The following is a 26,118-nucleotide window of genomic DNA, read 5'->3' on the forward strand; positions in this document are numbered from 1 at the left end:
GACGGCTCAGCGGGTGGGCGTGAAGTCCTTGAGCACCGCGTTGAACCGCTGCTCCCCCTCCGGCCAGTCCTTGTCCGTGTCCGGGCTGGAGAGGTAGATGGCGTAGCCCGTCCCGTCGCGGTCGATGAACTCCGCCTCTATCGCCCGCCGCCGGCCGCCCTCCTTGGCCGCGTAGCTGAACTCCCAGACCGCCGCGTCGTGGCCGTTCACCAGGACGCTGGTCAGCTTGTGCTGGCGGTACTCCTTCAGCTTCGAGACCGTGGTCTCCATCTGCCGCAGGTGCTCCAGCGGCTTGACCGACTGGCCGACGGTGACGGCGAACTGGAGGTAGTGGGTCTTGTTGTCCGGGCTGTAGAAGATCTGGTTCGCGGTGTCGGTGCTGCGCTGCCAGGCCGGGGTGGCCACCGGCAGCGGGAACCGGAAGCCCGCCGGGTCGTCCACCCAGCGGTAGCCGGTGGGCGGGGGATCGGTGTCGCCGGACGCGGTGGGCTGCGGCGTCCCGGAGCCGGTGGCGGTCGGGGAGGGACCGGGCTCCGGGGCTCCCCGGTCACGGGTCGCGAGGAAGGTCGCCCCGGCGGCCGCCACCGCGACGGTCAGGGCGATCGCGACGACCCGCAGCACGGCCCGGCGCCTGGCCGGGCCACGCGCGGGCGAAACGGAGTGCGCTCCCGGCGTGGGCGTGGCGGCGTGCGCTCCCGACATGGGCGTGGCGGCGTGCGCCCCGGACAGCACGGCCGGTCCGGCGGGCCCCAGCGGCCCCGTACCCGGCCGCTCGGCGTCCCCCGCGGCGTGTACCGGCGGCTGCGGCGTGGTCGGCCCCTCGGAGTCGACGGCCGGGACCGGCCCGGCCGGCGCGTCGGTGCGGTCGACCACCGGCACCGACTGGGTGGGCGTCTTGACCGGCGCGACGGGCTTGAAGCCCATGGTGTGCCCGGCCTTCACCTCGGCCAGCATCCGGGCCGCCTCGTCCGCGCTCGGCCGCTCGGCCGGGTCCTTGGCCATCAGCGCGGCCAGCACCGGCCCCAGCGCCCCGGCCCGCCGCGGCTCCGGCAGCGGCTCGCCGACCACCGCGGCCAGCGTGGTCAGCGGCGAGGTCCGGCGAAACGGCGAGTCGCCCTCCACGGCCGCGTACAGCGTCGCCCCGAGGCCCCACAGGTCGGAGGCCGGGCCCGGCCGCTCGCCCTGGGCGCGCTCCGGCGCGAGGTAGTCCGGCGAGCCGACCAGGTCGCCCGGCCGGGTCAGCTCGGTCGAGCCCTCGAAGGTCGCGATGCCGAAGTCCAGCAGCACCACCCGCCCGGTGCCGCGCTCCAGCAGCACGTTGGCCGGCTTCACGTCCCGGTGCAGCACGCCCAGCTGGTGCCCGCGGTGCAGCGCGGCCAGCACCTGGCCGCCGACCTCGGCGGCGGCGCGCGGCGAGAGGGTGCCGTCCTGGCTGATCACATCGGCCAGTGAGCGGCCGTCGACCAGCTCCATCACGATCCACGGCTTGCCGTCCTGCTCCAGCACGTCGTGGACGGTGATCACGCCGGGGTGCTTGATCCGGGCGGCGGCGCTGGCCTCGCGCTTCATCCGGGCGTTCAGGATCTGCAGTTCCTCCTCGGGGAGGTGGCTGACGGTCAGCTCCTTGACCGCGACCTCGCGGTCCAGCATCCGGTCCCAGGCCCGCCAGACCGTGCCCATGCCGCCCCGGCCGAGCCGGTCACCCAGCTCGTAGCGCCCGGCCAGCAGCCGCTCACCCTCGGCCGTCCCCGGCCGGTCCTGCACGCCCATCGGCGACCGCTCCCCCTCCTCCACCTGCCGTCACCGCGACGGAGGGCCCGGTACAGACCACATTTCGAACAGCTCTCACGGCACACCCTAGGCGCACCGCCCGGCCCCCGGTAACCTCCCCCGGCCGCAGGAGGGACGGGGGCGGCCCGGCGGGCACCGTCAGCCTGCGAACATCACCACGGCGGCCACCCCGAGCACCAGCAGCAGGAACACCCCGCCGACCAGGACCGGGCCCAGCAGGGCGGGTGGCAGCAACGGCTTCCGGGCGGGCGGCGGACCGGCGTCGGGCGCCGCCTCCGGGCGCGGGGCGCCGCGGCCGCGCCGACGCGGGTTCAGCGGTACCAGCGGCCCCTCCGGCCGGAGTTCGAGCGCCCGGGCCGCGCGCTCCTCGTCGACCGGCTCCGGGGCGCCCGCCAGCAGGTCCGCCAGCTCCCGCCGGATCCCCTCCGCCCCCGGCCGCAGCGCCGGATCGGGCTGCAGCAGCCGCTCGACCAGTGGCGCCAGCGGCCCGCAGACCGTCGACGGCTCCCGCCGGCCGTCGCGCACCGCGGTCACCAACTCGGGCACCCCCTGGTCGGGGTACGGCGAGCGGCCCGTCACCAGCCGGTGCAGCAGCACGCCGAGCGCCCAGCAGTCCCCGGCCGGGCCGCCGTCCAGCGGCCAGCGCTCCGCCACCGCACCGACCAGGGTGGCCCGGACCTCGTACCGGCGGCGGCCGCCGGGCCCGCCCAGCTCCTCCGCCAGCGCCTCCTCGGCCACCCCCGGGAGCAGCCCGCCCAGCAGGGCCGCACCGTCCTCGCAGACCAGGACGGACTCGGCGGTCAGGTTGCCGTGCGTGAGCCCGGCCTCGTGCAGCGCCCGCAGCGCGCCGGCCAGGTCCGCCGCCAACTCGGCCGCCCGGTACGGCGCGACCGGTCCGGCGGCGGCCAGGTCGGCCAGCAGCACCCCGGCCGGCCACTCCTCGACCGTCCGGAGCAGCTCACCGTCGACGAACGCGCCGACGCCCTGCAGCAGCCTCGGGTGCACGGGCGCCGCCGAACCGACCTCGGCCACCCGGCGGACCAGCCGCTCGCTCTGCTCGGGCATCGGGCCGTCCGGATCGTCCGGGTCGTGACCGCTCGTCAGCAGCGCGGGAAGCTCCAGCGCGCGCAGCAGGACGGTGGCTCCCGTCCGCTCGTCCACCGCGAGTGCCCGCAGCGCCTCCGGACGGTCCGTCAGTCGGTAACGCCCCGCCAGTACCTGACCCGGACCCGCTCGCATGGGTGTTCCTCTCGCTCACCGCCCAGCCTAGGCCCTGACCGGCCGAACCTCGCCGGGTGCGCGGCGACCGGCCCAACGGGGCCGCGTCGACGACCGCATTACGCTCGTTCCATGGACTGGACCGATCTGATCGACGCGGCCTTCGACGTGGCCGGCAACAGCAACCGTGACAACCGGGCCGAGGCCCTGCGCACCGTCGAGGCGAACGTCGTGCCCGACGAGAAGCCGGTCGCCTCCACGGCCGGGCGCCACCCCGACCACTTCCGCAAGGGCGTACTGGTCCTCACCACCCAGCGGCTGCTCTTCCTGAAGGACGGCAAGCCGCCGGTCCCGGTTCCGCTCTCCGCGGTGACGGACGCGACCGTCAGCCGGAGCAGGCTCAACGGCGAGGTGCTGCTGGTGGTCGCGCTCACCGGCTCGCACCGCTTCGAGGACGTGGTCAAGGCCGAGGTGTTCGCCGAGCAGATCCGGGCCACCGCCCGGCTGGTCCGCGAGGCCGCGGCGAAGGCCCCGGCCGCACCCGCCGGCGCCCCGGCCGCCTCCGGCACCGAGCTGCTGGACCAGTTGGAGCGGCTGACCGCCCTGCACACCGCGGGGGCGCTCACCGACGAGGAGTTCAGCCGCGCCAAGCAGCGCCTGATCGGCTGACCACCGCCGGCCGGGCCCGAGGCCGGGCCCGGCCGGCGGAGCCGCCTACGGTGCGGGCTGGAAGGTGTCGAAGGCGACCTGACGGGCCTGCACGCTCGCCGGCGTGCCCCAGTCCGCGTCCGGGGTGATCCAGTAGATCGAGTACCCGTACTTGGCCGGAGTGCCGGTCACGAAGCCCCGGTTGAGCGAGTGCATCCTGGGCGTGCCGTTGGTCCACTCCCAGTCGGCGGAGTTGGCCCAGTCCCGGTAGGTGATGGCCTGCAGCTGCACCCGCTGGTAGTTGCTGACCTGGGCGCGCAGCCCCGGCTCGGACTCCTGCCAGTCGGCGACCGCGCTCGGGCCCGGGGTGGTGGTCCACTCGATCTTCAGGGTGCTGCCGTTGCCCTTGAAGACCCGGCGGATGGACTCCGAGCCGGCGGGCTGCAGCCAGTCCGGCAGGACGATCGAGAAGCCGGTCGGATCCTTGTACTCGTGGTACCCGGCGGGTACCGCCGCGCCGGGAGCCGCCGGGGCGGGCGGCACGGCGGCGGGCTGGGTCGCGGGCACGGCGGCCGGAGTGGTCTCGGCCGGAGCCGCCCCGCTCCCGGCCGGGGTCGTCGCGGCCGGTGCCCCCGGCGCCGGGGTACCGGGCGCGGCGCTGCCGGGCCCCGCGGTGGCGGCCGCCGGAGTGTCGGGTGCCGAGGAGCCGGTCACGGCGGCCGGGGAGGTGGCGCCCGCGCCGTTGGCCGCGCCGCCGTCGGCGTCGCCGAAGGCCCGGACCATCGCCACCGCCCCGGCGATCAGCAGCAGCACCACCACGACGGTCACCACGGCGAGCCGCCGCCGGCCCTTGCGCGGATCGGCGCCGGCGGCCTGGGTCGCCCCGAGGGTCCACTCGCTGGTCACCGGCCGGATCGGCTCCGCCGCGGGCGCGGCGGCGGCCCCGGCGGCGGGCTTCGCGGTGTCCTCGGCGGGCTCGGCGTCCTTGGCCCGGCTGCCCACCCGGACGGTGCCGAGCAGCCCGCCGATCGTGCGCCGGGAGGTCTCCCCGCCCGTCGGCTTCGCCGTGGCGCCGCCCTCGGAGTCGCCTCCCCCGGCTTCGTCGGCCGCGGGCTCCCCGGCGGCCGGCTTCACCGGCATCGCGTGCTCGGTGGTCGACTCCGCCCGGGTGGTCGCGTCGGCCACCACCCGCTTGAGCAGCGAGCGGGTCTGCGAGGCGTCCAGCCGCTCGGCGGGGTCCTTCGCCAGCAGCCCCTCGATGACCGGCCGCAGCGGCCCGGCGTTGAACGGCGTGCCGAGCTCCTCCGTCATCACCGCCGTCAGGGTGGCGAGCGCCGAACCCCGGTCGTACGGCGGCCGGCCCTCGACCATCGCGTACAGCGTGCCGCCCAGCGACCAGAGGTCGGCCGGCGGCCCGGGCTTCTGCCCGCGGGCCCGCTCCGGGGATATGTACGAGGGCGCGCCGACCAGCATGCCGGTCGAGGTCACCGAGGCGTCGCCCTCCACGCTGGCGATGCCGAAGTCGGTGAGCACCACCCGGCCGTCCTCGCCGATCAGCACGTTGGACGGCTTCACGTCACGGTGCAGGATGCCGTGCGCGTGCGCGGCGACGAGCACCCCCAGCACGTCCAGCGCGATCTCGGCGGCCCGACCGGGCGACAGCGGGCCGTCCTCCTTGATCACGTCCGCCAGCGAGCGGGACTCCACCAGCTCCATGACGATCCACGGCCGGTCGTCCTCCTCGACGACGTCGAAGACGGTGACGGCCGAGCTGTGCCGGATCCGGGCGGTGGCCTTGGCCTCGCGCAGCGTCCGGACGATCAGCCGGTGCTTCTCGTCCTCGTCGACGCTGCCGTTCATCCGCAGTTCCTTGACCGCGACGATCCGGCCCAGCATCTCGTCCTCGGCACGCCACACGGTGCCCATGCCGCCGCGCCCGAGCACCGCGTCCAGCCGGTAGCGTCCGGCCAGGAGGCGGCCGGTGGAGCCCTGCGCCTGGGTCATTCGGAACGTTCCCCCATGTGCTGCTGGCGGTCGAGGTGACGGCGCGTCGGCCCGGCGCGGGCCCGAACGCCAAGCCTCCATCATCCCCTGTCCCGAGGGCCCGCGACCACCCGGCCCCCGGCCAGCCTGGTGACGGACCGGAACGGCCCCGGCGCTCCGTGCCCGATCTGTGATCGAAAACTCTGTCCGGCCGCCCCCGGGCGCTGCTAGCGTTCGGCAGCTCACCGTCTTTCCCGGGGGGATTCGACGCCCATGACCGCACCCGCACCGGGCACTGACGGCCGGTCGGACCGGCCGCGTACGGCCACGCATTACTCCGTCGCACCGGAACCGGAGACCCCCGAGGGCTATGTCGCCCCGGGCATGCCCGGGGCCCCGGTGGCCGGTTACCACCCCGCCCCCGCGCCCGAGCCGGCCCCCCAGGGCCGGCGGCGCCGGGGCCGCCGGGGCGGCCGCACCACCGTCGCGATCGCCCTCGCCGTCGCCGCGATGCTGGCCGGCGCGCTGGCCTACGGTCTCGCCCCGGCGCGGGCGGCGAGCACCGTCGGCTGGCTGGCCATCGCCCCGGCCGCCGCCGTCGCCCTGCCGCTCGGCCGGCTCGGCGGCCGCGGCCACGCCCTGCCCCCGCTGGGCGCGCTGCTCGCCGCCGGCGCGCTCTTCCTCGGCCAACTGATCGGCGAGGCCCGCCGGCTGCCCGAGCCGACCGGTGCATACGACGCGCTGCTCCGGGACGCCCTCGCCCACTGGCGCGCCGACCGCCACCCGCTGGACGCCGTCTTCTACGGCATCGCGCTGATCGGCGGCTTCCTGCTCACCCGCCGCGCGGCCGCCCGGGACTGAACGCGGGAGGCCCCCGCCGGAACGCGTCCGGCGGGGGCCTCCCGCACAGCGGGGCGGCTCAGCGGTGGTTGAGCGCCGGGTTGACCGTCACCTCGACCCGCTGGAACTCCTTGAGCTCCGTGTAGCCGGTGGTGGCCATCGCGCGGCGCAGCGCGCCGAACAGGTTCATGGTGCCGTCGGGGGTGTGCGACGGACCGGTGAGGATCTCCTCGGTGGTGCCGACCGTGCCGAGGTTGACCCGCTTGCCGCGCGGCAGCTCCTCGTGGACGGCCTCCATGCCCCAGTGGAAGCCCTTGCCCGGGGCGTCCGTGGCGCGGGCCAGCGCCGCGCCGATCATCACCGCGTCGGCGCCGCAGGCGACGGCCTTGGGAATGTCGCCGCTGTAGCCGACCCCACCGTCCGCGATCACGTGCACGTAGCGGCCGCCGGACTCGTCCATGTAGTCGCGGCGGGCGGCCGCGACGTCGGCGACGGCGGTGGCCATCGGCACCTGGATGCCGAGGACGCCACGGGTGGTGTGGGCGGCGCCGCCGCCGAAGCCGACCAGCACGCCGGCCGCACCGGTGCGCATCAGGTGCAGCGCGGCCGTGTAGGTGGCGCAGCCGCCGACGATGACCGGAACGTCCAGCTCGTAGATGAACTGCTTGAGGTTCAGCGGCTCGGCGCCGCTGGAGACGTGCTCCGCGGAGACGGTGGTGCCGCGGATGACGAAGACGTCGACACCGGCGTCCACGACGGCCTTCGAGAACTCGGCGGTGCGCTGCGGGGAGAGCGCGGCGGCGGTGACCACGCCGGAGTCGCGGACCTCCTGGATCCGCTGCTTGATCAGGTCGGCCTGGATCGGCGCGGCGTAGATCTCCTGCAGGCGGCGGGTGGCGGCGGCCTCGTCGGTGAACGTGGCGATCTCGTCCAGCAGCGGCTGCGGGTCCTCGTAGCGGGTCCAGAGGCCTTCCAGGTTGAGCACGCCCAGACCGCCGAGGCGGCCGATCGCGATGGCCTGCTGCGGGGAGACCACGCTGTCCATCGGGGCGGCCAGGAACGGCAGGTCGAAGCGGTAGGCATCGATCTGCCAGGCGATCGAGACCTCCTTCGGGTCCCGGGTGCGGCGGCTGGGGACGACGGCGATGTCGTCGAATGCGTACGCCCGGCGGCCGCGCTTGCCTCGCCCGATCTCGATCTCAGTCACTTCGTTCGAGCCCTTCTGGTTTGTTGCTCATACCCGCCGGGTCACCCCGGCCGCCCCCAGTATCCCGCACACTGTGTTGGTCGCGCGCTCGCCTCCGGGGCGCTCGACCCGGCGCCGACACTCGTCACTCCAACGCCCCCCGCATCTTCGCCCGCTCGCCTCCGGGGCGCTCGACCCGGCGCCGACACTCGTCACTCCAACGCCCTCGTACCTCGGTCGTCCTCGCTCCTCCCTTTCGGCACCGGCGCGCCCCTTCGGCTCGGGGCGGGCCGGGTCGTCCTCGCTCCTCCCTTTCGGCACCGGCGCGCCCCTTCGGCTCGGCGCGGGTCGGGTCGGCCGGGCTCGGGCAAGCAGCACTGGTCCGCGCCCCTTCGGCTCGGGAGGGGTCGGGTCCGCGAGGGCTCGGGCAGGCAGCACCGGTCCGGCCCCTTCGGCTCGACGCGGGCCGGGTCGGCCGGGCCTCAGTTGGGCAGCACCGGTCCGCGCCCCTTCGGCTCGGCGCGGGCCCCGATCTGGCTCCGCGGGTCGGGTCGTCCTCGCTTCCTCCCCTACGGCACCGGTCCGCACCCCGGCCAAGCACGAGGGACCCACCGCCGGGTGGCGGTGGGTCCCTCGGTGTCGGGCTGTGTCAGCGGCTGGTGTAGTTCGGCGCCTCGACGGTCATCTGGATGTCGTGCGGGTGGCTCTCCTTGAGGCCCGCCGAGGTGATCCGGACGAACCGGCCCTTGCTCTCCATCTCGGCGATGGTGGCCGCACCGACGTAGCCCATGGTCTGGCGCAGGCCGCCGACCAGCTGGTGCAGCACCGCGGACAGCGGCCCGCGGTAGGGCACCTGGCCCTCGATGCCCTCGGGGACGAGCTTGTCGTCGGAGGCCACCTCGGCCTGGAAGTAGCGGTCCTTGGAGTACGAGCGGCCCTGGCCGCGGGACTGCATGGCGCCCAGCGAGCCCATGCCGCGGTAGGACTTGAACTGCTTGCCGTTGATGAACAGCAGCTCGCCCGGGGACTCCTCGCAGCCGGCCAGCAGCGAGCCCAGCATCACGGTGTCGGCACCGGCGGCGAGCGCCTTACCGATGTCGCCGGAGTACTGCAGGCCGCCGTCACCGATCACCGGCACGCCGGCCGCCTGGCACGCGACCGCGGCCTCGTAGATGGCGGTGACCTGCGGGACGCCGATGCCGGCGACCACGCGGGTGGTGCAGATGGAGCCGGGGCCGACGCCGACCTTGACGCCGTCCACGCCGGCGTCGATCAGCGCCTGGGCGCCGTCACGGGTGGCGACGTTGCCGCCGACCACGTCGATGCCGACGGCGGCCTTGATCTTGGCGATCCAGGCCAGCGCGTTGTGGCTGTGGCCGTGCGAGGTGTCCACGACCAGGAAGTCCGCGCCGGCCTCGACCAGGGCCTGGGCCCGGTCGAACGCCTCGGCGCTGGCGCCGACGGCGGCACCGACGAGCAGCCGGCCCTCGGCGTCCTTGGCGGCGTTCGGGTACTTCTCGGCCTTGACGAAGTCCTTGACGGTGATCAGGCCCTTGATCCGGCCCTCGTCGTCGACCAGCGGGAGCTTCTCGATCTTGTGCCGGCGCAGCAGCCCGATCGCGTCCTCACCGGAGATGCCGACCTTGCCGGTGATCAGCGGCATCGGGGTCATGATCTCGCGGACCTGGCGGGTGCGGTCCGACTCGAAGGCCATGTCACGGTTGGTGACGATGCCGAGGAGCCGGCCCGACCCGTCCGCGATCGGCACGCCGCTGATCCGGAACTTGGCACAGAGCGCGTCCGCCTCGGCCAGGGTGGTCTCCGGGCCGACCGTGATCGGGTCGGTGACCATGCCGGACTCGGAGCGCTTCACCAGGTCGACCTGGTTGGCCTGGTCCTCGACCGAGAGGTTGCGGTGCAGGACGCCGACGCCGCCCTGCCGGGCCATCGCGATCGCCATCCGCGCCTCGGTGACCTTGTCCATCGCCGCGGACAGCAGCGGGATGTTGACGCGCACGTTCCGGGAGACCCGCGAGGAGGTGTCGACCTGGTTCGGCAGCACCTCGGAGGCCCCGGGCAGCAGCAGCACGTCGTCGTACGTGAGCCCGAGCATCGCGAACTTCTCGGGTACGCCTGCGGCGTTGTAGGACATTTGGGGGTACCTTCCGTGGCCGGCCTAATCCGCTCGCGCCCTGAGGGTGGGGGCGCACTCCATCGCTCACTCGCTCAGGCCGCCGAAAGCTCGGTGCCATTGGAGGAACCTCCAGGGAAACCCCGCTCGCACCCACGGAACTTTGGCGACCCGCCCAGGCGCCGATACCCCATGGTACTGGCACCGCGAATGTGTCCTCGTGTGCCCTTGACAACACCGACCGCCCATGGGCCATTCCGGCCCCCCACCAGGGCGGACGATCAGGAGGACTCCTCCGCGAGCGCCCGCAGCCGGCTGAGCGCCCGGTGCTGGGCGACCCGGACCGCGCCGGGCGACATCCCGAGCATCTCGCCGGTCTCCTCCGCCGACAGCCCGGCGGCCACCCGCAGCAGCACCAGCTCACGCTGACGGGCCGGCAGGTTGGAGAGCAGCTCCTTGGCCCAGGCCGCGTCGCTGCTGAGCAGCGCCCGCTCCTCGGGGCCGAGCGCCTCGTCCGGCACCTCCGGCAGGTCGTCCTGCGGGACGACCGTCGAGCCGGGGCCGCGCATCGCGGCCCGCTGCAGATCGGCGATCTTGTGCGCGGCGATGCCGTAGACGAAGGCCTCGAACGGGCGGCCCTGGTCCCGGTAGCGCGGCAGTGCGCAGAGCACCGCGACGCAGACCTCCTGGGCGACGTCGTCCACGTGGTGCCGGGCCCCGCCCGGCAGCCGGACCAGCCGGCCGCGGCAGTAGCGCAGTGCCAGCGGGTGGACGTAGGCGAGCAGCGCGTCGATCGCCGGGCCCTCGCCCCGGACGGCGGCCGCGACCAGCTCGCCGACCAACGGGGAGCTGCCGGTGCCGAGCACCGGGGGGCGGCCGGGGCCGATGTCGTCGGGGCCGTGTTCGGGGCCCTGGTCGGGCTCGCCGCCACCGAGATCCGCGTACGACGGACCGCGGCCCGGACCGGAGGGCTCGGCCTCCACCGGGTCAGCCTCGCCGGGAGTACCGGCAACGTCGTCACGCATCGGTCCATGGTGCCTGGTCGAACGGGAAAACGCGGCACCGCGTCCGGAGTTGTGCACCGGAACGTTATGCGGTGCGACGCCGGGCACCGCGCCGTCGCGCACCACCGGCCCCTCCTGCACCGTGCCACCCCCCGCCCCGCTGCCGTCGGTGGTCCCGTCCGTCGCGCCGTCCGCCGAATGCGCTGCGGCTCCGTGGTTCGCCGCAGTGCCTGTCCGCTGGTCCCCGAGGTGCTCCACACCTCCATGGTGCAACCTCGGGACCGTAACGTCACACGCCCCTGCGGGGGGAACCGCGACGAGCGCGCCGCAGCCGGCGGAGCCGGCGGTGGTCAGCGGACCAGGCCCCACCGGAAGCCCAGGGCCACCGCGTGCGCGCGGTCCGAGGCGCCGAGCTTCTTGAACAGCCGTCGGGCGTGGGTCTTCACGGTGTCCTCGGAGAGGAAGAGCTCGCGGCCGATCTCGGCGTTGCTGCGGCCGTGGCTCATGCCCTCCAGCACCTGGATCTCACGCGCCGTCAGCGTCGGCGCGGCGCCCATGTCGGGGCTGCGCAGCCGGCGCGGGGCGAGCCGCCAGGTCGGGTCGGCGAGGGCCTGGGTGACGGTCGCCCGCAGCTCGGCGCGCGAGGCGTCCTTGTGCAGGTACCCGCGGGCACCGGCGGCCACCGCGAGGGCGACGCCGTCGAGGTCCTCGGCGACGGTGAGCATGATGATCCGCGCGCCCGGGTCGGCGGACAGCAGCCGCCGGACCGTCTCGACCCCGCCGAGGCCGGGCATCCGGACATCCATCAGAACGAGATCGGAGCGGTCGGCCACCCAGCGGCGGAGGACCTCCTCCCCGTTCGTCGCGGTGGTGACCCGGTCGACGCCGGGTACGGTCGCGACCGCGCGGCGAAGCGCCTCGCGGGCGAGCGGGGAATCGTCGCAAACGAGAACGGAAGTCATGACCGTCGTCCTCCGCAGCTGATCCGCGTCACGTTGAGCCTCCTGGCTGGTACGAATCTCTCCGACACGGCCGATTGGCGACGGACTCCGTGCCGATCGCCTGAACTTCCCCGCGATCGTTCCCGACGTCCGGCGCCCGCTAACCGCCTCCGCACTTCCAACGACCGTCACTCGAATGAGTTACGGCTTTCAGGGCCATCTCCACCACTGTACGTGGCCAACCCGTTACCGATCAGCTACCTCGCGGTGCACACGCCGCTCTTTTGTGCAGCTCGCGCGCGGTGGGCGCACCACCCGCACACCGGTACGGATCGTCGCGCGCCCGTCGGCCACCCGATTGCCACGTCTGCGCCCGCCGAACTCCATGCCCACTTTGCCCGCTTTTATAGCTTTTGTATGGTCATTGACTGTTGTGCCACTCTGTGGGTGACTTGTCCATGGAGTTGCCGTAAGTCATATTTCCAGGTGTCCACACCAGCGCATCGATGCCTCGCCGTGCCGTGCAGCCCCGCCCGCCGATGGCCGGTCCGCGGCCGCGAGCCTCTGAAGGGAATGAGCCATGGCAGATTTCTCCCGCCTCCCCGGCCCCAACGCCGATCTCTGGGACTGGCAGCTCTCCGCGGCCTGCCGCGGCGTGGACAGCTCGCTCTTCTTCCACCCCGAAGGGGAGCGCGGCGCCGCGCGGAGTTCGCGTGAGGCGAGCGCCAAGGAGGTCTGCATGCGCTGCCCGGTACGCACCGAATGCGCGGCGCACGCACTGGCTGTCCGCGAGCCGTACGGCGTCTGGGGAGGCCTGACCGAGGATGAGCGCGAGGAGATGATGGGCCGCTCGCGCAACCGCCTCGTGGAAGTACCGCTGGTCGCGCCGACGGGGCTGCCGCGCTAGGCACGCATCCGCTCCGCGCCATGAAGAAACGTTTCTTCATGGCGCTTCGAGCCGCCGGTGCGCCCGGGCGAACGCCCGGTCAGCGCCCGGCCGCCGCGCCCGCCAGCCGCTCCAGCATCAGCGCCACCGCCGGCACCTCGGCGAGGTCCGGCAGGGTCAGGGCGACCACCTGCCGCACCGCCGGCGCCCCCGAGGCGGTCCGCACCGGCACCGCCGACACGCCGTCGGGGCGCACCGACTCCAGCGCCAACCCCGGCAGCACCGCCACCCCGAGCCCGGCCGCCACCAGGCCGACCACCGCCGGGTAGTCGTCGGTCGCGAAGTCGATCCGGGGCTCGAAGCCCGCCCCCGCGCAGAGTTCCACCAGGTGCCCCCGGCACTGCGGGCAGCCCGCGATCCACTGCTCCCCCGCCAGTTCGGCGAGTTCCACCGGCCCGCGCCCGTCGCCGCGCCCCGACAGCGGGTGCGCGGCGGGCAGCAGGCCGACCATCGGGTCGTCGAGCAGCGGGGTGACCACCAGATCGGACCAGTCGGTGGTGGCGCTGAGCTGCTGGGCCTCCAGATTGGCCTCGGCCCGCGCCTCGCGCGGCGTGCCGTGCCCGGGAGCGGACGCCGGAAGGGGCGTCGGCGCGCCGCCGGGGGCCTGCGGATACCTGAAGGCCAGCGCGATCTCGCACTCGCCGCCGCGCAGCATCGCCAGCGACTCCGGCGGTTCGGCCTCGACCAGCGACACGCGCACCCCCGGATGGCTGTCCCGCAGCCGGGCGACGGCCGGCGGCACCAGGGTGGAACTCGCGGTGGGGAAGGAGACCAGCCGCACCCGCCCGGCCCGCAGTCCGGCGATCGCCGCGACCTCCTCCTCGGCGGCGGAGAGCCCGGCCAGGATGCCGGTGGCATGCTTGAGGAGCACCCGCCCGGCCTCGCTCAGCTGCATGCCGCGCCCCGAACGGACCACCAGCGGGGTGTCGACGGACTTCTCCAGGGCCTTCATCTGCTGGCTGATGGCGGGCTGCGTACAGCCCAGCTCACGGGCGGCGGCGGAGAAGGAGCCGGTGCGGGCGACGGCACGCAGAACGCGCAGGTGGCGGGCCTCGATCATGCCTCAGTTATAAGGCAATCTTTGCTTTATGCAAAATTCAACTGATAGTTGAAGAGTCAAACGCCCCACACGCCGCAGGCCCGGCCCGTACCCCGAGGGGCGCGGACCGGGCCTGCGGTCACTGATCAGGCGTCAGTGGGAGTGGCCGTGGCCGCCGTGCGAGTGGCCGTTGTCGGCCTCCTCTTCCTTCTTCTCCACCACGAGGGTCTCGGTGGTGAGCAGCAGGGAGGCGATCGACGCGGCGTTCTCCAGCGCGGAGCGGGTGACCTTGACCGGGTCGATGACGCCGGCCTTCAGCAGGTCGCCGTACTCACCGGTGGCGGCGTTGAAGCCGTGACCGGCCTCGAGCTCGGCGACCTTGTGGGTGATGACGTAGCCCTCGAGGCCGGCGTTCTGGGCGATCCAGCGCAGCGGCTCGGCGAGCGCCTTGCGGACGACCGCGACACCGGTCGCCTCGTCGCCCGACAGGCCCAGGCCGCCCTCCAGCACCTTGGCGGCGTGGACGAGGGAGGCGCCACCGCCGGCGACGATGCCCTCCTCGACCGCGGCACGGGTCGCCGAGATGGCGTCCTCCAGGCGGTGCTTGCGCTCCTTCAGCTCCACCTCGGTGGCGGCGCCGACCTTGATGACGCAGACGCCGCCGGCCAGCTTGGCCAGGCGCTCCTGCAGCTTCTCGCGGTCCCAGTCGGAGTCCGTGTTGGCGATCTCGCCCTTGATCTGGGCGACGCGGCCGGCGACGGCCTCGCTGTCACCGGCGCCGTCGACGACGGTGGTCTCGTCCTTGGTGATGGTCACGCGGCGGGCGGTGCCCAGCACGTCCAGACCGGCCTGGTCGAGCTTGAGGCCGACCTCCTCGGAGATGACGGTGGCACCGGTCAGGGTGGCCAGGTCGCCCAGGATCGCCTTGCGGCGGTCACCGAAGCCCGGGGCCTTGACGGCGACCGCGTTGAAGGTGCCGCGGATCTTGTTCACCACGAGGGTGGACAGCGCCTCGCCGTCGACGTCCTCGGCGATGATCAGCAGCGGCTTCGAGGCACCGCCCTGCAGGATCTTCTCCAGCAGCGGGAGCAGCTCCTGGATGGAGGAGATCTTGCCCTGGTTGATCAGGATGTACGGGTCCTCCAGGACCGCCTCCTGCCGCTCCGCGTCGGTGACGAAGTACGGCGACAGGTAACCCTTGTCGAACTGCATGCCCTCGGTGAAGTCCAGCTCCACGCCGAAGGTGTTGGACTCCTCGACGGTGATGACACCGTCCTTGCCGACCTTGTCGATCGCCTCGGCGATGAGCTCGCCGACCTGGGTGTCCTGCGCGGAGAGGGACGCGACGGCGGCGACGTCGTCCTTGCCCTCGATCTCGCGGGCGATGGACAGCAGGTGCTCGGAGACCGCGGCGACGGCCTTGTCGATGCCCTTCTTCAGGGCGGCCGGGCCGGCGCCCGCGGCGACGTTGCGCAGACCCTCGTTGACCAGGGCCTGGGCCAGCACGGTGGCGGTGGTGGTGCCGTCGCCCGCGACGTCGTTGGTCTTGGTGGCGACCTCCTTGACGAGCTGCGCGCCAAGGTTCTCGTACGGGTCGTCGAGCTCGACCTCACGGGCGATGGTGACACCGTCGTTGGTGATGGTCGGCGCACCGAACTTCTTGTCGATGACGACGTTGCGGCCCTTGGGGCCGATGGTCACCTTGACGGTGTCGGCCAGCTTGTTGACACCGCGCTCCAGCGAGCGGCGGGCGTCCTCGTCGAACTGCAGGATCTTCGCCATGTTCCCTATTCCCTCGGGGCTGCGACCGGCACGCCGGCCACCGGACTACGTGAACCAACAACCACGCCCCGGGCCCCTGTCACTGGGACACGGATCCGGGGCGGGCTGGAACGTCTTACTTCTCGGTGCTGCTTACTTCTCGATGATGGCGAGAACGTCGCGCGCCGAGAGGACGAGGTACTCCTCGCCCTGGTACTTCACCTCGGTGCCGCCGTACTTCGAGTACAGGACGATGTCACCGACGGCGACGTCGAGCGGCAGACGCTGGCCGTCCTCGAAGCGGCCCGGGCCGACAGCCAGGACGACGCCCTCCTGGGGCTTCTCCTTGGCGGTGTCCGGGATAACCAGGCCGGAGGCCGTGGTGGTCTCGGCGTCGAGCGGCTGGACCACGATGCGGTCCTCGAGCGGCTTGATGGCAACCTTGCTGCTGGTGGTCACGTCCGAGCTCCCCTTCGGAGATTACGGGGTTGTCTAACGGGTAGTGGCGAACCTACGGGCCTGCCGTCGCGGGGGTCAGACACGCTTCTTCGCGTTAGCACTCTCCTGGTGGAGAGTGCCAAGGACGACCATAGGCTGCGGTTAGCACTCAGTCAACCAGAGTGCCAACGGCGCGCCCGAAACGGTTCTCGCGGGCGGCTGCCGGGCCGCACTCCCGTACGATGCCGCCGATGATCCGCACGCGTGTACGTCCGATCAGGACCCACTCCACCAGTGCGCTCGCCCCTCCGCCCCGGTCCGGTCCGGTCCGTCCGCCCCGGGCGGGCCGGCCCCGGGCGGCCCGGCGCGCCGACCGGGGAGAATGAGCGGGTGGAGACCGAGAACCTGCAGCCCCTGCTGACCCCCGAGGGGCAGTCCCTGCTCGCCGAGCTGCGCGAGTTCGCGCCCGAGGAGGAGCTGGCACTGGCGACCAGGCTGCGCCGGGAGCACACGGCGGAGCTGGTCTCGGCCGCGTTCGGGCAGGCCCGGCTGCGGCAGCGGGCGCGGGCGAAGTTCGGCGCGGACGCCGACCTGATGTACTTCACGCCCAACGGCGTCGAGCAGTCCACCCGGCGCAGCGTCGCCGAGTGGCGGGCACGGCGCTTCGCCGAGCTGGGCGTGCGGCGGCTGGCCGACCTCTGCTGCGGGATCGGCGGCGACGTCCTCGCGCTGGCCCGGGCCGGGATCGAGGTGCTCGCCGTGGACCGGGACCCGGCGGCCTGCGCGGCCACCGCCGCCAACGCCGCCGCACTGGGCCTGGCGGACCTGGTCGAGGTGCGCTGCGCGGACGTCGCCGACGTCGACGTCACCGGCTACGACGCGGTCTTCACCGACCCGGCCCGCCGCACCTCGCGCGGCCGGGTGTTCGACCCCGAGGCGTACGCCCCGCCGCTGTCCTGGGCGATCGAGGCCGGCCGGCGCACCCCGATCGGCGCGCTCAAGGTGGCCCCCGGCATCCCGCACACGGCCGTGCCGGGCGACGCGGAGGCCGAGTGGGTCTCCGACCACGGCGACGTCAAGGAGGCGGTGCTCTGGTTCGGCACCGGGGCCGACCGCCCGCACCGCGCCACCCTGCTGCCGCACGGCGACTCGCTGACCGGCGGCGACCTGCCCGACCCGCCGGCCGGACCGGTCGGCCGCTACCTCTACGAGCCGGACGGCGCGGTGATCCGGGCCCACCTGGTCGCCGAGGTGGCCGAGCGGGTGCACGGCCGGCTGATCGACCCGAAGATCGCCTACCTCACCTCGGACCGGCTGGTCGCCACCCCGTACGCGCACGCCTTCGAGCTGACCGACGTGCTGCCGTTCCACATCAAGAAGCTGAAGGCGCTGCTGCGCGAGCGGGCCGTCGGCACCGTGGTGATCAAGAAGCGGGGGATGGCGATCACCCCGGAGGAGCTGCGCCGCCAACTGAAGCCGAGCGGGCCGAACAGCGTCACCGTGATCCTCTGCCGCACCGACCAGGGCCCGCTGATGATGCTCGGCCGGCCGGTGGCGCTCCCGTAGGCGGACTCCCGGTCAGCCGGCGGGCGGCCGGATGTAGTCCTCCAGTCGGGCCACCGCGAAACCCTGCTCCTGGATGCGGGCCAGCAGCTCCCCGAACATCTGCGTCATCGTCTCGCCCTTGAGGTCCTTGGGCCCCCGGAAGTGGGCGAGGACGATGTCGCCGGGCCGCAGCTTCTTGTCCGCCGCCTGGTACTGCATGTCGTGGATCTGCATCGACTCGCGCCAGAGCACGATCGCGCGCGGCCCGCACTGCTGCACCGAGGTGTTCAGCGCCGGGGTGTTGGCGCCGTCCCCGTACGGCGGGCGGAACAGCAGCGGCGCGGTGCCGTACTGCTGGGTCAGCGCGGACTGGGCGTCGCAGATCTCGGACTTCTGCTTCTCCGGCGTGACCTTGCTCATCTGGGCGTGGTCGACGGTGTGGTTGTGGATGTGGTTGCCGAGCGCCTGGAGCGGCTTGAAGTAGCCGTAGTTGTCCTTGACGATGTCCCGGGTCAGGAACATCGAGACCGGCACCTTGAGGTCGGTCAGCATCTCGACGAACTTCGGGTCCTTCTCGGCGCCGTCGTCGATGGTGACGAAGACGACCTTGTCGGTGGTCTTCACCTCGCTGAACACCGGTACGGGGCCGGTCCGTTCGAGCTTGACCGGCTTGTCGGCCGGCGCCGGCGGGGCGGGCGGCAGCGGCTTGAGGTTCCACTTCGCCCAGGCCGCCGCGTCCCCGGCCGCGGGCACCGCGGCGGGCGTCGCCGTGGGCGTCGGACTCGCCGCGGCGGACGGCCGCTGCCCGGCCGCCGGCGTCGTCGCGGCGGTCGCCGCGGGCCCGGCGCCCGTGCCGCCGCTGCCACAGCCGGTGGCGGCGGCCAGCAGCGCCAGCGCCCCCACCGCGTACGTCCTCGTCCTGCCCCGCCCGTACCGCTCCACCGCGCCGCGCTCCCAGCTACCGTCCAGCATGCTCTCAGCTATGCACGGTAGTGGCCGGCCGTTCGGTTCCCGGACAGGCCCGGCAGCTCGCTACTCCGGGTCCGCCCCGGACGCCGGGTTCGCGCAGGTCTCCGGGCCCGCCCCGGTCTCCGGGTGCTCGCTGGACTCCACGTGCTCGCTGGACTCCAGGTGCTCGCTGGCGAAGGACCAGCGGTGCACCGGGCGGCCGATCAGTGCGGCGGGCGGCTCGGGGACGGGCACCGGCTCCGCCGTCCACCAGGTGATCAGCAGCACCCGGTCGCCCGGCGCACCGAACAGCTCGGCGCGGACCAGACCGGCCGCGCCGCGCAGCGCGGGCAGCGCGACCTCGCGGACCCAGGCCGACAGCTCGGCCCCGCGGCCGTCGGCGGCCCGCGCCTCCCACATCGCGGCGGTGGTGGTCACCGACCGCCGCCCAGCGCCTGGTACGCCTGGCCGTGCACGTCCGTGTGCGGGACGTGCACCTCGGTGACGGGCAGCGAGGAGTCGGCCGACAGGTCGAAGGACGAGGGCGCGCGGTCGCGCCAGACCATCTCGGACCCCAGCGCGGCGACCATCGCGCCGTTGTCGGTGCACAGGCCCGGACGCGGCACCCGCAGCCGGATGCCCGCCTTGTCGCAGCGCTGCTGGGCCATCTCGCGCAGCCGGGAGTTGGCCGCCACGCCACCGCCGATCATCAGGTGGTCGACGCCGTTCTCCTTGCAGGCCTTGACCGCCTTGCGGGTCAGCACATCGGTCACCGCCTCCTGGAACGAGGCCGCGACGTCCGCGATCGGCACCTCCTCGCCGGCCCGGCGCTTGGCCTCCACCCAGCGGGCGACGGCGGTCTTCAGGCCGGAGAACGAGAAGTCGTACGCCGGGTCCTTCGGGCCGCTCAGGCCCCGGGGGAAGGCGATCGCCTTGGGGTCGCCCTCACGGGCGGTGCGGTCGACCACCGGACCGCCGGGGAAGCCGAGGCCGAGCACCCGGGCGACCTTGTCGAAGGCCTCGCCGGCCGCGTCGTCGATGGTCGCGCCGAGCGGGCGGACGTCACGGGTGATGTCCTCGCTGAGCAGCAGCGAGGAGTGCCCGCCGGAGACCAGCAGGGCCATCGTCGGCGAGGGCAGGCGGCCGTGCTCCAGCTGGTCCACGCAGATGTGCGAGGCCAGATGGTTGACCCCGTAGAGCGGCTTGTCCAGCGCCCAGGCGTAGGCCTTGGCGGCGCTCACGCCGACGAGCAGCGCACCCGCCAGGCCGGGGCCCGCGGTGACGGCGATGCCGTCGAGGTCGCTCGCCTTGATGCCGGCGGTGTCCAGGGCGCGCTGGATGGTGGGGACCATCGCCTCCAGGTGCGCGCGACTGGCGATCTCGGGCACCACACCGCCGAACCGGGCGTGGTCGTTGACGCTGGAGGCCACCGCGTCGGCGAGCAGGGTGGTGCCGCGCACGATGCCGACGCCGGTCTCGTCGCAGGAGGTCTCGATACCGAGGACGAGCGGTTCGTCAGCCATGGCGGTCTTCCTTCAGGTCCTTCGGGTCAGTACTGGGGTGGTCGAGGCGCATCACGAGCGCGTCGATGCCGGCCGGCTGGTAGTAGTTGCGCCGGATGCCGACGGGTTCGAAGCCGAAGCGCTCGTAGAGCCGCTGGGCGCGCGGGTTGTCCACCCGCACCTCCAGCAGCAATTCCGCGCAGTCGCGCCGGGCGGCCTCCCGGATCAGGTCGGTGAGCAGCAGCGCGCCGAGGCCGGTGCCCTGGTGCCGCGTGTCGACGGCGATGGTCTGCACATCGCCCTCGCCGGCCACCGCCATCAGCCCGGCGTAACCGACGATCGCGCCGTCCGGGGTGGCGGCCACGGTGTAGTGGCGGGTGCCGCCGCGATGGGCCTCGGCCAGCTCGGACCAGTACATACCGGTCGACCAGGCGTCCTCGGGGAAGAGCGCCAGCTCCAGCTCCATCACCGGCGCGATGTCCCACCAGCGCATCGGGCGCAGCGTGGTGCCGTGGCCCGGTCCGTCGGGGCCGTGCGCGCCGTTCGGGCCGGTCACGCCGGGAGCACCGCCTTGTAGCCGGCGGGCACCTGGGCGTCCGGGCGGCGCAGGTACAGCGGCACGTTGGGCAGCAGCTCGCGCCCGGCGGCCAGCTCGGCGGCGGCGAAGTCGGCCAGCGCGCCGGCCGAGACGTGCTCGGGCCCGTGCGCGCCGGGGAAGGCCTCCGGGTACAGCAGCGCACCGGCGCCGACGGCCCGCGGCCGCGGTGTCAGCTCGGCCGGGCGGTCCACGGCGGGGCCCTCGGCGCGACGGCCGTCCGCGTCGTACGAGGCCCAGTAGACCTCCTTGCGGCGCGCATCGGTGGCCACCGTGAACGGCTGCCCGGCGAGGCCCTCGGCGCGCGCCCGGTGGGCGATCGCGTCCAGGGTGCAGACGCCGTGCACCGGGACGCCCAGGGCGTGGCCGAGCGCGGCGGCGGTCACCAGGCCGACCCGCAGGCCCGTGTAGGGGCCGGGGCCGACGCCCACCGCGATGCCGGTCAGCCGGTGCTTGTCGACACCGGCCTCCCGCAGCACCCGGTCGATGGCGGGGAGGAGCAGTTCACCGTGGCGCCTGGCGTCGACCTGGTCGGTCTCGGCGAGGACGGCCGTGCCGTCGTGGACGGCGGCGGTGACGGCAGGGGTAGCGGTGTCGAACGCGAGCAGCAGCACGGGTCAAGGTTAGACCGGTCGGAGCCGTGGACCGCCTCCGGTCCTGGTCCGCCCGATCGACAAGGTGTCCTGGTTCGGAACACACGTCCTACGGGGTGCGGGCGGGAACGAGCGGACCTGGCACGATGGGGCCGACGGGTTTTGGGACGGCGGTGGGAGCGACACGTGGCGAAGATGGGTCCTGGAGTGGTGGTCACGGGGCTGACCCTGGGGGCCCTGGCGGTGGTGAGCCTGCTGGCCTTCCAGGCCAACGGCGCACAGGACCGCGCAGGCGCCACCGGGCCGACCGCGAGCACCACCGCCTCGTCCGGCGGACCGTCCGCGTCGGCCACCCCGACCGCCTCGGCCACCCCGACCGTCCCCGCGCTCCCGACCACCTCGGGCGCCGGTCTGCGGGTCGTCTACTCGGCCGGCAGCCACTACGTCTGGCTGGTCGACCCCAAGAAGAACCCGCAGGTGGTGGCCTCCTTCGCGGTCACCCCGGGATCGGTGGAGCCGACCCCCGGCAGCTACCCGGTGTACAGCCGGGCCGCCACCAGCACGGGCACGGACGGACGGCAGATCGAGCACGTGGTGCGCTTCGCCCAGCAGAACGGCGTGGTGTTCGGCTTCAGCGCGGCCGTGGACGGTGCCACCCCCGCCGCCGACCCGAAGACCAAGACCGGCGGGATCCGCAGCGGTCGGGCGGAGGGGCAGCTGCTCTGGGACTTCGCGCCGAGCGGCACCAAGGTCGTCGTGATCGCCTGAGGACGCGCGACCCGCAGGCCGGGCCGGGGCGGGCGGCGGGCCCGAGGCGGTATCCGGCTCGGGTGCGGCCCCGGTTCGGGGCGGGTGTCGAGTGTCAGGCCGCGCGGGGCGTGTCGGCCACCGGTTCGGCCGGTGCCGCGCTCTCCCGGCGCTCCGGCGGAGTGGAGACCGCCTCCGCGGCCGCACACGCGGCCAGCAGGGCCCGCATCGGCGCGCCCTGGACGCTGCGGGCGGGCTCTCCGGCCCCGGTACCACGCGGCGCGCGCTCCGGGGCGGGGGTGGTGCTCGACATGGCGCCTCCCTAGTTAGGCAGACCTAACCGCGACACCCATCCCATCACGCCCGGCACCCCGCCCGCAACACTTTGCCGACAGTCTGTCGGCAACCGTCGGTATCGGCCCGTGCCCGCGGGTATTCACTTGTGTCGGCCGACGGCCGTCCGTGCCCGCCGGCGCTCGTCGGCTCAGGCCAGCGCGGCCAGCTCCACCCCGGTCCAGCGCGACCCGATCCCGTTCAGCAGCACCCGGCGCGGATCCAGATCGTCGTCGTCCGCCTCGGCGCCGATGGCACGCTCGATCCGGACCTCCAGCCGGCTCTCGGCGAGCCGTTCGACCTTGCCCTCGCCCCACTCGACCACGACCACCGACTCCGGCAGCGAGACGTCCAGGTCGAGGTCCTCCATCTCGTCCAGGTCCCCGCCCAGCCGGTACGCGTCCACGTGCACCAGCGCCGGGCCGCCGACCAGCGACGGGTGCACCCGGGCGATCACGAAGGTCGGCGAGGTGACCGCCCCGCGCACCTGGAGGCCCTCCCCCAGGCCCCGGGTGAGCGTGGTCTTCCCGGCCCCCAGCTCCCCCGAGAGCAGCACCAGGTCCCCCGGCCGCAGCAGCGCGGCCAGCTCCCGGCCGAGTCGGCCCATCCGCTCGGGAGTGGCGACGGTGAGAGTGGCGTGCGAGCCCATGCGCGATTCAAGCCCTTCGATCCGTACTTCGGCGCACCGACCGCCGGGCGCCTCCGCTACGGTGCCACATCCCCGGCCGGGCGTGCGCCGGTGGCCCGGGCCGCTACGGCGTCTCGCCCACCGAGGAGGGCAACGGCGCCGCGCCGCGGTAGTCGACCGCCTGTTTGAGCAGCGCGACCAGCCGCTGGTCGACGAGGTCCGGGCGCTCCAGCATCACCAGGTGCCCGGCGTCCTCCACCAGGAGCAGCTCGGCACCGGGCAGCTGCTCGGCCATCGCCTCGCTGTGCGCGGGCGGGGTCAGCAGGTCCTTGGTGCCGGCGAGCACCAGGGTGGGGATGCCCCGCAGGGCCGCCAGCGCGGCGGTCTTCTCGTGCGCGCCGAACACCGGGTAGAACTCGGCCACCACGTCGATCGGCGTGGCGTCGAGCAACTGTTCGGCGAACCGCACCACGCCCGGGTCGACGTCCTTCCCCCCGAAGGAGAACTTCCGGTAGAAGACGGCGCTGACGTCCGCGCCGAGCCGCCGGGTCGCCTCGACCAGCTCGACCTGGCGGCCGAGCAGCTTCATCACGCCGGGTGCGACCTTCTTGAACAGCTTGGCGCCGACCGCCGGCAGACCGAGCGTCACGGCCTCCCAGTCCCCCGCCAGCGTGCCGATCAGCGCGACCCCGGCGACCCGTTCCCGGAACAGCTCCGGCTCCTGGTCGGCGAGCGCCATCACCGTCATCCCACCCATCGAGTGGCCGACCAGGACCAGCGGGCCGGTCGGCGCGACGGCATCGATCACCGCCTTGAGGTCCCCGCCCAGCTGGTCGATGCTCGCGAGTTCACCGGCCAGGAACGAGCGGGAGCGCTCGGACCGGCCGTGGCTGCGCTGGTCCCAGAAGACCAGGCGCATGCCCTCGCGCAGCGCGGCCCGCTGGAAGTGCCAGCTGTCCTGGTTGAGGCAGTAGCCGTGGCAGAACACCACGGTCAGCGGTTCGCGCCGCCCGACGGCGGCGGGGCCGAGGCCCGAGCGCCGGCCGGCCCGCACCAGCGCGCCGGAGCCGCCCAGCAGACCGGGCAGCCCGCTCCGGTCGACCGGTCCGTCGCCGGTGCCGGTAGCGGTAGCGGTGCCGGGGCCAGAGCCGGTAGCGGTGCCGGGGCCGTCCGTCCGGCGGCGGACGAACCAGCCGCGGCGGGCGGCGGCACTGGTACCGGGGGCTGGGCCTGGGCGTGGGGCTGCGACGGCCTCGTCGTCCGGGCGTTCTTCCGGGTGCTCTTCCGCGTCCTCCTCGGGCCGGACGCTGACAGGCTCGGGCCAGCCGGTGCCGTCCAGCTCGACGTACAACTCGGTGCCGTCGGCGGCGGTCACCGTGCACGGGCGCCCGCGGAGCGAGCCGTACGGGGCGTTGGCGTCCAGCTCCGCGCGGGCCCGGCGGCGGGTGGCCCGGCCGACGGTCAGCCGCTCGATCGCCACACCGGCGGCCGCGCCGGCCGCGACCACGCCGACCGAGATCCCGATCAGACCGGCCCGGCTCACCCCGGAGGCCGCACCGGCCGCCTTGGCCACCGCCGCGACCGGACCGGAGCCGGCCTCCTCGCTCATACGCTCGCGCCCTCGGTCGCCGCGCCCGCCGTCGGCACGCCCTCCGCGGCAGGGGCGTCGGCCGTCGGGGCCTCGGCGGTCGCGCCCAGGTAGCGGCGCGGCACCCGGGCGCCGATCCGGGTCACGATCTCGTAGGAGATGGTGCCGCAGGCCCGGCCCCAGTCCTCGGCGGTGGGCTCACCCTGCTCGCCGTTGCCGAACAGCAGCACCTCGTCGCCGACCGCGGGGGTGTCGCCGCCGAGGTCGACGACGAACTGGTCCATCGCCACCCGACCGGCCACCGTGCGCCACTTGCCCGCGATCTGCACCGGGCCGGTGCCGCTGGCGTGCCGGGGGATGCCGTCGCTGTAGCCCACCGGCACCAGACCCAGGGTGGTCGGGCCGGGCGTGGTGTAGTGGTGGCCGTAACTGACGCCGTGCCCGCCGGGCACGTGCTTGACCAGGGCCAGCCGGGCGGTCAGCGCCATCACCGGGCGCAGCCCGAAGTCGGCCGGCGAGCCGACCTCCGGGACGGGCGAGAGCCCGTACATCGCCAGGCCGGTACGGACCAGGTCGTAGTGCGACTGCGGGAGCAGCAGGGTGGCCGGGGAGTTGGCGAGGTGCCGCACCGCGGGGCGCAGCCCGGCCGCCTCCGCGTAGGCGAGCGCCTCGCGGAACGCGTCCAGCTGGGCCTGGATGGACGGGTGGCCGGGCTCGTCCGCCGCCGCGAAGTGCGACCAGACGCCGACCACCGTGAGCAGGCCCTCGGCCTCGGCGCGGCGCGCCGCGCCGACCAGCTCCGGCCAGTCGTGCGGCTGGCAGCCGTTGCGGCCGAGGCCGGTGTCGGCCTTCAGGTGCACCCGGGCCGGGACACCGGTCGCGCGGACGGCGGCGAGCAGCTCGTCCAGCGCCCACTGGGCGCTGACGGAGACGTCGATGTCGGCGAGCAGCGCCTCGCGCCAGGGGCCGCCCGGCGTCCAGAGCCAGCAGAGGATGCGGGCCTGGTCGGGGCGGATCCCGGCGGCGCGCAGAGCCAGCGCCTCCTGCGGGAGGGCGGTGCCGAGCCAGCCGACGCCTGCGGCGACCGCCTCGCGGGCACAGCGGACCGCGCCGTGGCCGTAGGCGTCCGCCTTGACCGTGGCCATCACCGTGGCGGCGCCGACGCGCTCGCGCAACGCGGCGAGGTTGCCGCGCAGGGCGGCCAGATCGATGGTCGCCTCAGCCCGTACGCCGTCGGTGAGAGTGGCCGTGCCGGTCGTGTTCGCAGTTGTCATCAGGGTCAGTCTCCCAGACGTCTCATGGTCCTCGCCGAACGGCCCGTCGGCGCGGCGGCCCGGCCCCCACCCGCCGACCCGCCCCTACACCCCGCCACCTCGTCCCCGACGCCCCCGAAGCACCACCGGTTCCCGCCGGGGCCGGAGCACCCGCGGCACCCTCGGCACCCTCGGCACCGGGGAGCGGGCGCCGCCGGGGCGGCCGGGGCTGGGCCAGGCGTGGGAGCAGGAAGTCGGCCCGGTCGAGTCCCTGCTCCTGCTCTTTCTCCGCCCGGCCCCTCCGGGCTCCGCCGTGCTCCGACCGGACCCGCCGCCCGGGCAGGAATATGTAGACCGGTCTACCTTTCAGTCCTCGTCCCTCAATTCACCGCACAGGAAGTCGGCCCGGCCGACTTCCCACTCCCCCGGCGGTCGCCGCCCACCCCGCGCTCGCTACCGA

At 74.1% G+C, this 26,118-nt stretch carries 24 protein-coding genes; 5 read left to right on the forward strand and 19 right to left on the reverse strand.

Translation table 11 applies throughout. From position 1 onward, the window contains the following. Positions 1-6 precede the first annotated feature (6 nt). Complete coding sequence (locus ACIF6L_RS00605) at positions 7-1,770, reverse strand: protein kinase (RefSeq protein WP_396485603.1); 1,764 nt, start codon at positions 1,768-1,770, stop codon at positions 7-9. Between the two features lie 159 nt (positions 1,771-1,929). After that, positions 1,930-3,030, reverse strand: a complete 1,101-nt coding sequence (locus ACIF6L_RS00610; RefSeq protein ID WP_359803516.1) for a protein kinase — start codon at positions 3,028-3,030, stop codon at positions 1,930-1,932. Between the two features lie 111 nt (positions 3,031-3,141). On the opposite strand from ACIF6L_RS00610, the gene ACIF6L_RS00615 reads away from it, so the two are divergent. Then, positions 3,142-3,678 carry an SHOCT domain-containing protein gene (locus ACIF6L_RS00615; protein ID WP_396485605.1) on the forward strand — a complete coding sequence of 179 codons (537 nt, stop codon included), beginning with the start codon at positions 3,142-3,144 and terminating at the stop codon, positions 3,676-3,678. Positions 3,679-3,723: 45 nt separating this feature from the next. On the opposite strand, the gene ACIF6L_RS00620 is transcribed toward ACIF6L_RS00615, so the two are convergent. Beyond that, complete coding sequence (locus tag ACIF6L_RS00620; protein WP_396485606.1) at positions 3,724-5,661, reverse strand: serine/threonine-protein kinase; 1,938 nt, start codon at positions 5,659-5,661, stop codon at positions 3,724-3,726. 252 nt (positions 5,662-5,913) lie between these two features. Between ACIF6L_RS00620 and ACIF6L_RS00625 the strand changes: the two genes are divergently transcribed. Beyond that, on the forward strand, positions 5,914-6,501 hold the full coding sequence (locus tag ACIF6L_RS00625; protein ID WP_396485608.1) for a hypothetical protein: 588 nt from the start codon (positions 5,914-5,916) through the stop codon (positions 6,499-6,501). A gap of 58 nt (positions 6,502-6,559) precedes the next feature. Here ACIF6L_RS00625 and ACIF6L_RS00630 read toward each other — a convergent pair whose 3' ends face one another. The 4 genes from ACIF6L_RS00630 to ACIF6L_RS00645 form a co-directional block, all read right to left on the reverse strand. Further along, entirely contained in the window at positions 6,560-7,687 is a 1,128-nt protein-coding gene (locus ACIF6L_RS00630) for a GuaB3 family IMP dehydrogenase-related protein (RefSeq protein WP_329488079.1), read from the reverse strand. A gap of 628 nt (positions 7,688-8,315) precedes the next feature. After that, positions 8,316-9,818, reverse strand: coding sequence for an IMP dehydrogenase (gene guaB, locus ACIF6L_RS00635; RefSeq protein WP_359803510.1), 1,503 nt, complete (start codon positions 9,816-9,818; stop codon positions 8,316-8,318). A gap of 260 nt (positions 9,819-10,078) precedes the next feature. Next, positions 10,079-10,663 carry an RNA polymerase sigma factor ShbA gene (gene shbA, locus ACIF6L_RS00640; protein WP_329492134.1) on the reverse strand — a complete coding sequence of 195 codons (585 nt, stop codon included), beginning with the start codon at positions 10,661-10,663 and terminating at the stop codon, positions 10,079-10,081. A 488-nt stretch (positions 10,664-11,151) separates the two neighbouring features. Continuing rightward, positions 11,152-11,763: a response regulator transcription factor gene (locus ACIF6L_RS00645; RefSeq protein ID WP_014136228.1), complete on the reverse strand. Its 612-nt coding sequence runs from the start codon at positions 11,761-11,763 to the stop codon at positions 11,152-11,154. Between the two features lie 559 nt (positions 11,764-12,322). On the opposite strand from ACIF6L_RS00645, the gene ACIF6L_RS00650 reads away from it, so the two are divergent. Further along, positions 12,323-12,649 (forward strand): WhiB family transcriptional regulator, encoded by a 327-nt coding sequence (locus ACIF6L_RS00650; RefSeq protein WP_329488083.1) that lies wholly within the window; start codon positions 12,323-12,325, stop codon positions 12,647-12,649. 79 nt (positions 12,650-12,728) lie between these two features. Here ACIF6L_RS00650 and ACIF6L_RS00655 read toward each other — a convergent pair whose 3' ends face one another. The 3 genes from ACIF6L_RS00655 to groES all read right to left on the reverse strand — a co-directional run bounded on the left by ACIF6L_RS00655 (position 12,729) and on the right by groES (position 15,947). Continuing rightward, entirely contained in the window at positions 12,729-13,748 is a 1,020-nt protein-coding gene (locus ACIF6L_RS00655) for a LysR family transcriptional regulator (protein ID WP_359835104.1), read from the reverse strand. A 132-nt stretch (positions 13,749-13,880) separates the two neighbouring features. Beyond that, positions 13,881-15,509, reverse strand: coding sequence for a chaperonin GroEL (gene groL, locus ACIF6L_RS00660; RefSeq protein WP_329488086.1), 1,629 nt, complete (start codon positions 15,507-15,509; stop codon positions 13,881-13,883). Positions 15,510-15,641: 132 nt separating this feature from the next. Further along, complete coding sequence (gene groES / locus ACIF6L_RS00665) at positions 15,642-15,947, reverse strand: co-chaperone GroES (RefSeq protein ID WP_014136232.1); 306 nt, start codon at positions 15,945-15,947, stop codon at positions 15,642-15,644. A gap of 369 nt (positions 15,948-16,316) precedes the next feature. On the opposite strand from groES, the gene ACIF6L_RS00670 reads away from it, so the two are divergent. Then, positions 16,317-17,492 (forward strand): methyltransferase domain-containing protein, encoded by a 1,176-nt coding sequence (locus tag ACIF6L_RS00670; RefSeq protein ID WP_396485612.1) that lies wholly within the window; start codon positions 16,317-16,319, stop codon positions 17,490-17,492. Positions 17,493-17,504: 12 nt separating this feature from the next. Here ACIF6L_RS00670 and ACIF6L_RS00675 read toward each other — a convergent pair whose 3' ends face one another. Genes ACIF6L_RS00675 through tsaB form a run of 5 tightly spaced genes read right to left on the reverse strand, consistent with a single transcriptional unit; the run spans position 17,505 to position 21,130 of the window. Beyond that, a complete protein-coding gene (locus tag ACIF6L_RS00675) occupies positions 17,505-18,443 on the reverse strand; it encodes a polysaccharide deacetylase family protein (RefSeq protein ID WP_396485614.1) in 939 nt (312 codons plus the stop codon). A 60-nt stretch (positions 18,444-18,503) separates the two neighbouring features. Further along, on the reverse strand, positions 18,504-18,857 hold the full coding sequence (locus tag ACIF6L_RS00680; RefSeq protein ID WP_396485616.1) for a hypothetical protein: 354 nt from the start codon (positions 18,855-18,857) through the stop codon (positions 18,504-18,506). Then, positions 18,854-19,942, reverse strand: coding sequence for a tRNA (adenosine(37)-N6)-threonylcarbamoyltransferase complex transferase subunit TsaD (gene tsaD, locus ACIF6L_RS00685; RefSeq protein ID WP_329488090.1), 1,089 nt, complete (start codon positions 19,940-19,942; stop codon positions 18,854-18,856). The genes ACIF6L_RS00680 and tsaD overlap by 4 nt, the downstream gene beginning before the upstream one ends. Beyond that, on the reverse strand, positions 19,935-20,414 hold the full coding sequence (gene rimI / locus ACIF6L_RS00690; RefSeq protein ID WP_396486176.1) for a ribosomal protein S18-alanine N-acetyltransferase: 480 nt from the start codon (positions 20,412-20,414) through the stop codon (positions 19,935-19,937). The genes tsaD and rimI overlap by 8 nt, the downstream gene beginning before the upstream one ends. Before the next feature lie 59 nt (positions 20,415-20,473). Then, positions 20,474-21,130 (reverse strand): tRNA (adenosine(37)-N6)-threonylcarbamoyltransferase complex dimerization subunit type 1 TsaB, encoded by a 657-nt coding sequence (gene tsaB / locus ACIF6L_RS00695; RefSeq protein WP_329488092.1) that lies wholly within the window; start codon positions 21,128-21,130, stop codon positions 20,474-20,476. A 174-nt stretch (positions 21,131-21,304) separates the two neighbouring features. On the opposite strand from tsaB, the gene ACIF6L_RS00700 reads away from it, so the two are divergent. Further along, positions 21,305-21,877: a hypothetical protein gene (locus tag ACIF6L_RS00700; RefSeq protein ID WP_329492136.1), complete on the forward strand. Its 573-nt coding sequence runs from the start codon at positions 21,305-21,307 to the stop codon at positions 21,875-21,877. Positions 21,878-21,971: 94 nt separating this feature from the next. Here the strand turns inward: ACIF6L_RS00700 and ACIF6L_RS00705 are convergent, their stop codons facing one another. From ACIF6L_RS00705 to alr, 4 genes are all read right to left on the reverse strand, one after another. Beyond that, on the reverse strand, positions 21,972-22,169 hold the full coding sequence (locus ACIF6L_RS00705; RefSeq protein WP_380382418.1) for a hypothetical protein: 198 nt from the start codon (positions 22,167-22,169) through the stop codon (positions 21,972-21,974). Positions 22,170-22,340: 171 nt separating this feature from the next. Beyond that, positions 22,341-22,838 carry a tRNA (adenosine(37)-N6)-threonylcarbamoyltransferase complex ATPase subunit type 1 TsaE gene (gene tsaE / locus ACIF6L_RS00710; RefSeq protein ID WP_352291294.1) on the reverse strand — a complete coding sequence of 166 codons (498 nt, stop codon included), beginning with the start codon at positions 22,836-22,838 and terminating at the stop codon, positions 22,341-22,343. Between the two features lie 103 nt (positions 22,839-22,941). Beyond that, positions 22,942-24,426: an alpha/beta fold hydrolase gene (locus tag ACIF6L_RS00715; RefSeq protein ID WP_396485619.1), complete on the reverse strand. Its 1,485-nt coding sequence runs from the start codon at positions 24,424-24,426 to the stop codon at positions 22,942-22,944. Further along, the gene (alr, locus tag ACIF6L_RS00720; RefSeq protein WP_396485621.1) at positions 24,423-25,679 is read right to left on the reverse strand and encodes an alanine racemase; all 1,257 of its coding nucleotides are present in this window, start codon (positions 25,677-25,679) and stop codon (positions 24,423-24,425) included. The genes ACIF6L_RS00715 and alr overlap by 4 nt, the downstream gene beginning before the upstream one ends. Positions 25,680-26,118: the final 439 nt, after the last annotated feature.

It is taken from the genome of Kitasatospora sp. NPDC086009 (genome assembly GCF_044540385.1).
Lineage (GTDB): Bacteria > Actinomycetota > Actinomycetes > Streptomycetales > Streptomycetaceae > Kitasatospora.

Excerpts from the sequence above, each read along its gene's own strand:
- ACIF6L_RS00605 (WP_396485603.1), bottom strand. The coding sequence starts at position 1,770 with ATGGGCGTGCAGGACCGGCCGGGGACGGCCGAGGGTGAGCGGCTGCTG.
- ACIF6L_RS00610 (WP_359803516.1), bottom strand. The coding sequence starts at position 3,030 with ATGCGAGCGGGTCCGGGTCAGGTACTGGCGGGGCGTTACCGACTGACG.
- ACIF6L_RS00615 (WP_396485605.1), top strand. The coding sequence starts at position 3,142 with ATGGACTGGACCGATCTGATCGACGCGGCCTTCGACGTGGCCGGCAAC.
- ACIF6L_RS00620 (WP_396485606.1), bottom strand. The coding sequence starts at position 5,661 with ATGACCCAGGCGCAGGGCTCCACCGGCCGCCTCCTGGCCGGACGCTAC.
- ACIF6L_RS00625 (WP_396485608.1), top strand. The coding sequence starts at position 5,914 with ATGACCGCACCCGCACCGGGCACTGACGGCCGGTCGGACCGGCCGCGT.
- guaB (WP_359803510.1), bottom strand. The coding sequence starts at position 9,818 with ATGTCCTACAACGCCGCAGGCGTACCCGAGAAGTTCGCGATGCTCGGG.
- ACIF6L_RS00645 (WP_014136228.1), bottom strand. The coding sequence starts at position 11,763 with ATGACTTCCGTTCTCGTTTGCGACGATTCCCCGCTCGCCCGCGAGGCG.
- ACIF6L_RS00650 (WP_329488083.1), top strand. The coding sequence starts at position 12,323 with ATGGCAGATTTCTCCCGCCTCCCCGGCCCCAACGCCGATCTCTGGGAC.
- ACIF6L_RS00655 (WP_359835104.1), bottom strand. The coding sequence starts at position 13,748 with ATGATCGAGGCCCGCCACCTGCGCGTTCTGCGTGCCGTCGCCCGCACC.
- groL (WP_329488086.1), bottom strand. The coding sequence starts at position 15,509 with ATGGCGAAGATCCTGCAGTTCGACGAGGACGCCCGCCGCTCGCTGGAG.
- ACIF6L_RS00675 (WP_396485614.1), bottom strand. The coding sequence starts at position 18,443 with ATGCTGGACGGTAGCTGGGAGCGCGGCGCGGTGGAGCGGTACGGGCGG.
- tsaD (WP_329488090.1), bottom strand. The coding sequence starts at position 19,942 with ATGGCTGACGAACCGCTCGTCCTCGGTATCGAGACCTCCTGCGACGAG.
- rimI (WP_396486176.1), bottom strand. The coding sequence starts at position 20,414 with ATGCGCTGGTGGGACATCGCGCCGGTGATGGAGCTGGAGCTGGCGCTC.
- ACIF6L_RS00700 (WP_329492136.1), top strand. The coding sequence starts at position 21,305 with ATGGGTCCTGGAGTGGTGGTCACGGGGCTGACCCTGGGGGCCCTGGCG.
- ACIF6L_RS00705 (WP_380382418.1), bottom strand. The coding sequence starts at position 22,169 with ATGTCGAGCACCACCCCCGCCCCGGAGCGCGCGCCGCGTGGTACCGGG.
- tsaE (WP_352291294.1), bottom strand. The coding sequence starts at position 22,838 with ATGGGCTCGCACGCCACTCTCACCGTCGCCACTCCCGAGCGGATGGGC.
- ACIF6L_RS00715 (WP_396485619.1), bottom strand. The coding sequence starts at position 24,426 with ATGAGCGAGGAGGCCGGCTCCGGTCCGGTCGCGGCGGTGGCCAAGGCG.
- alr (WP_396485621.1), bottom strand. The coding sequence starts at position 25,679 with ATGACAACTGCGAACACGACCGGCACGGCCACTCTCACCGACGGCGTA.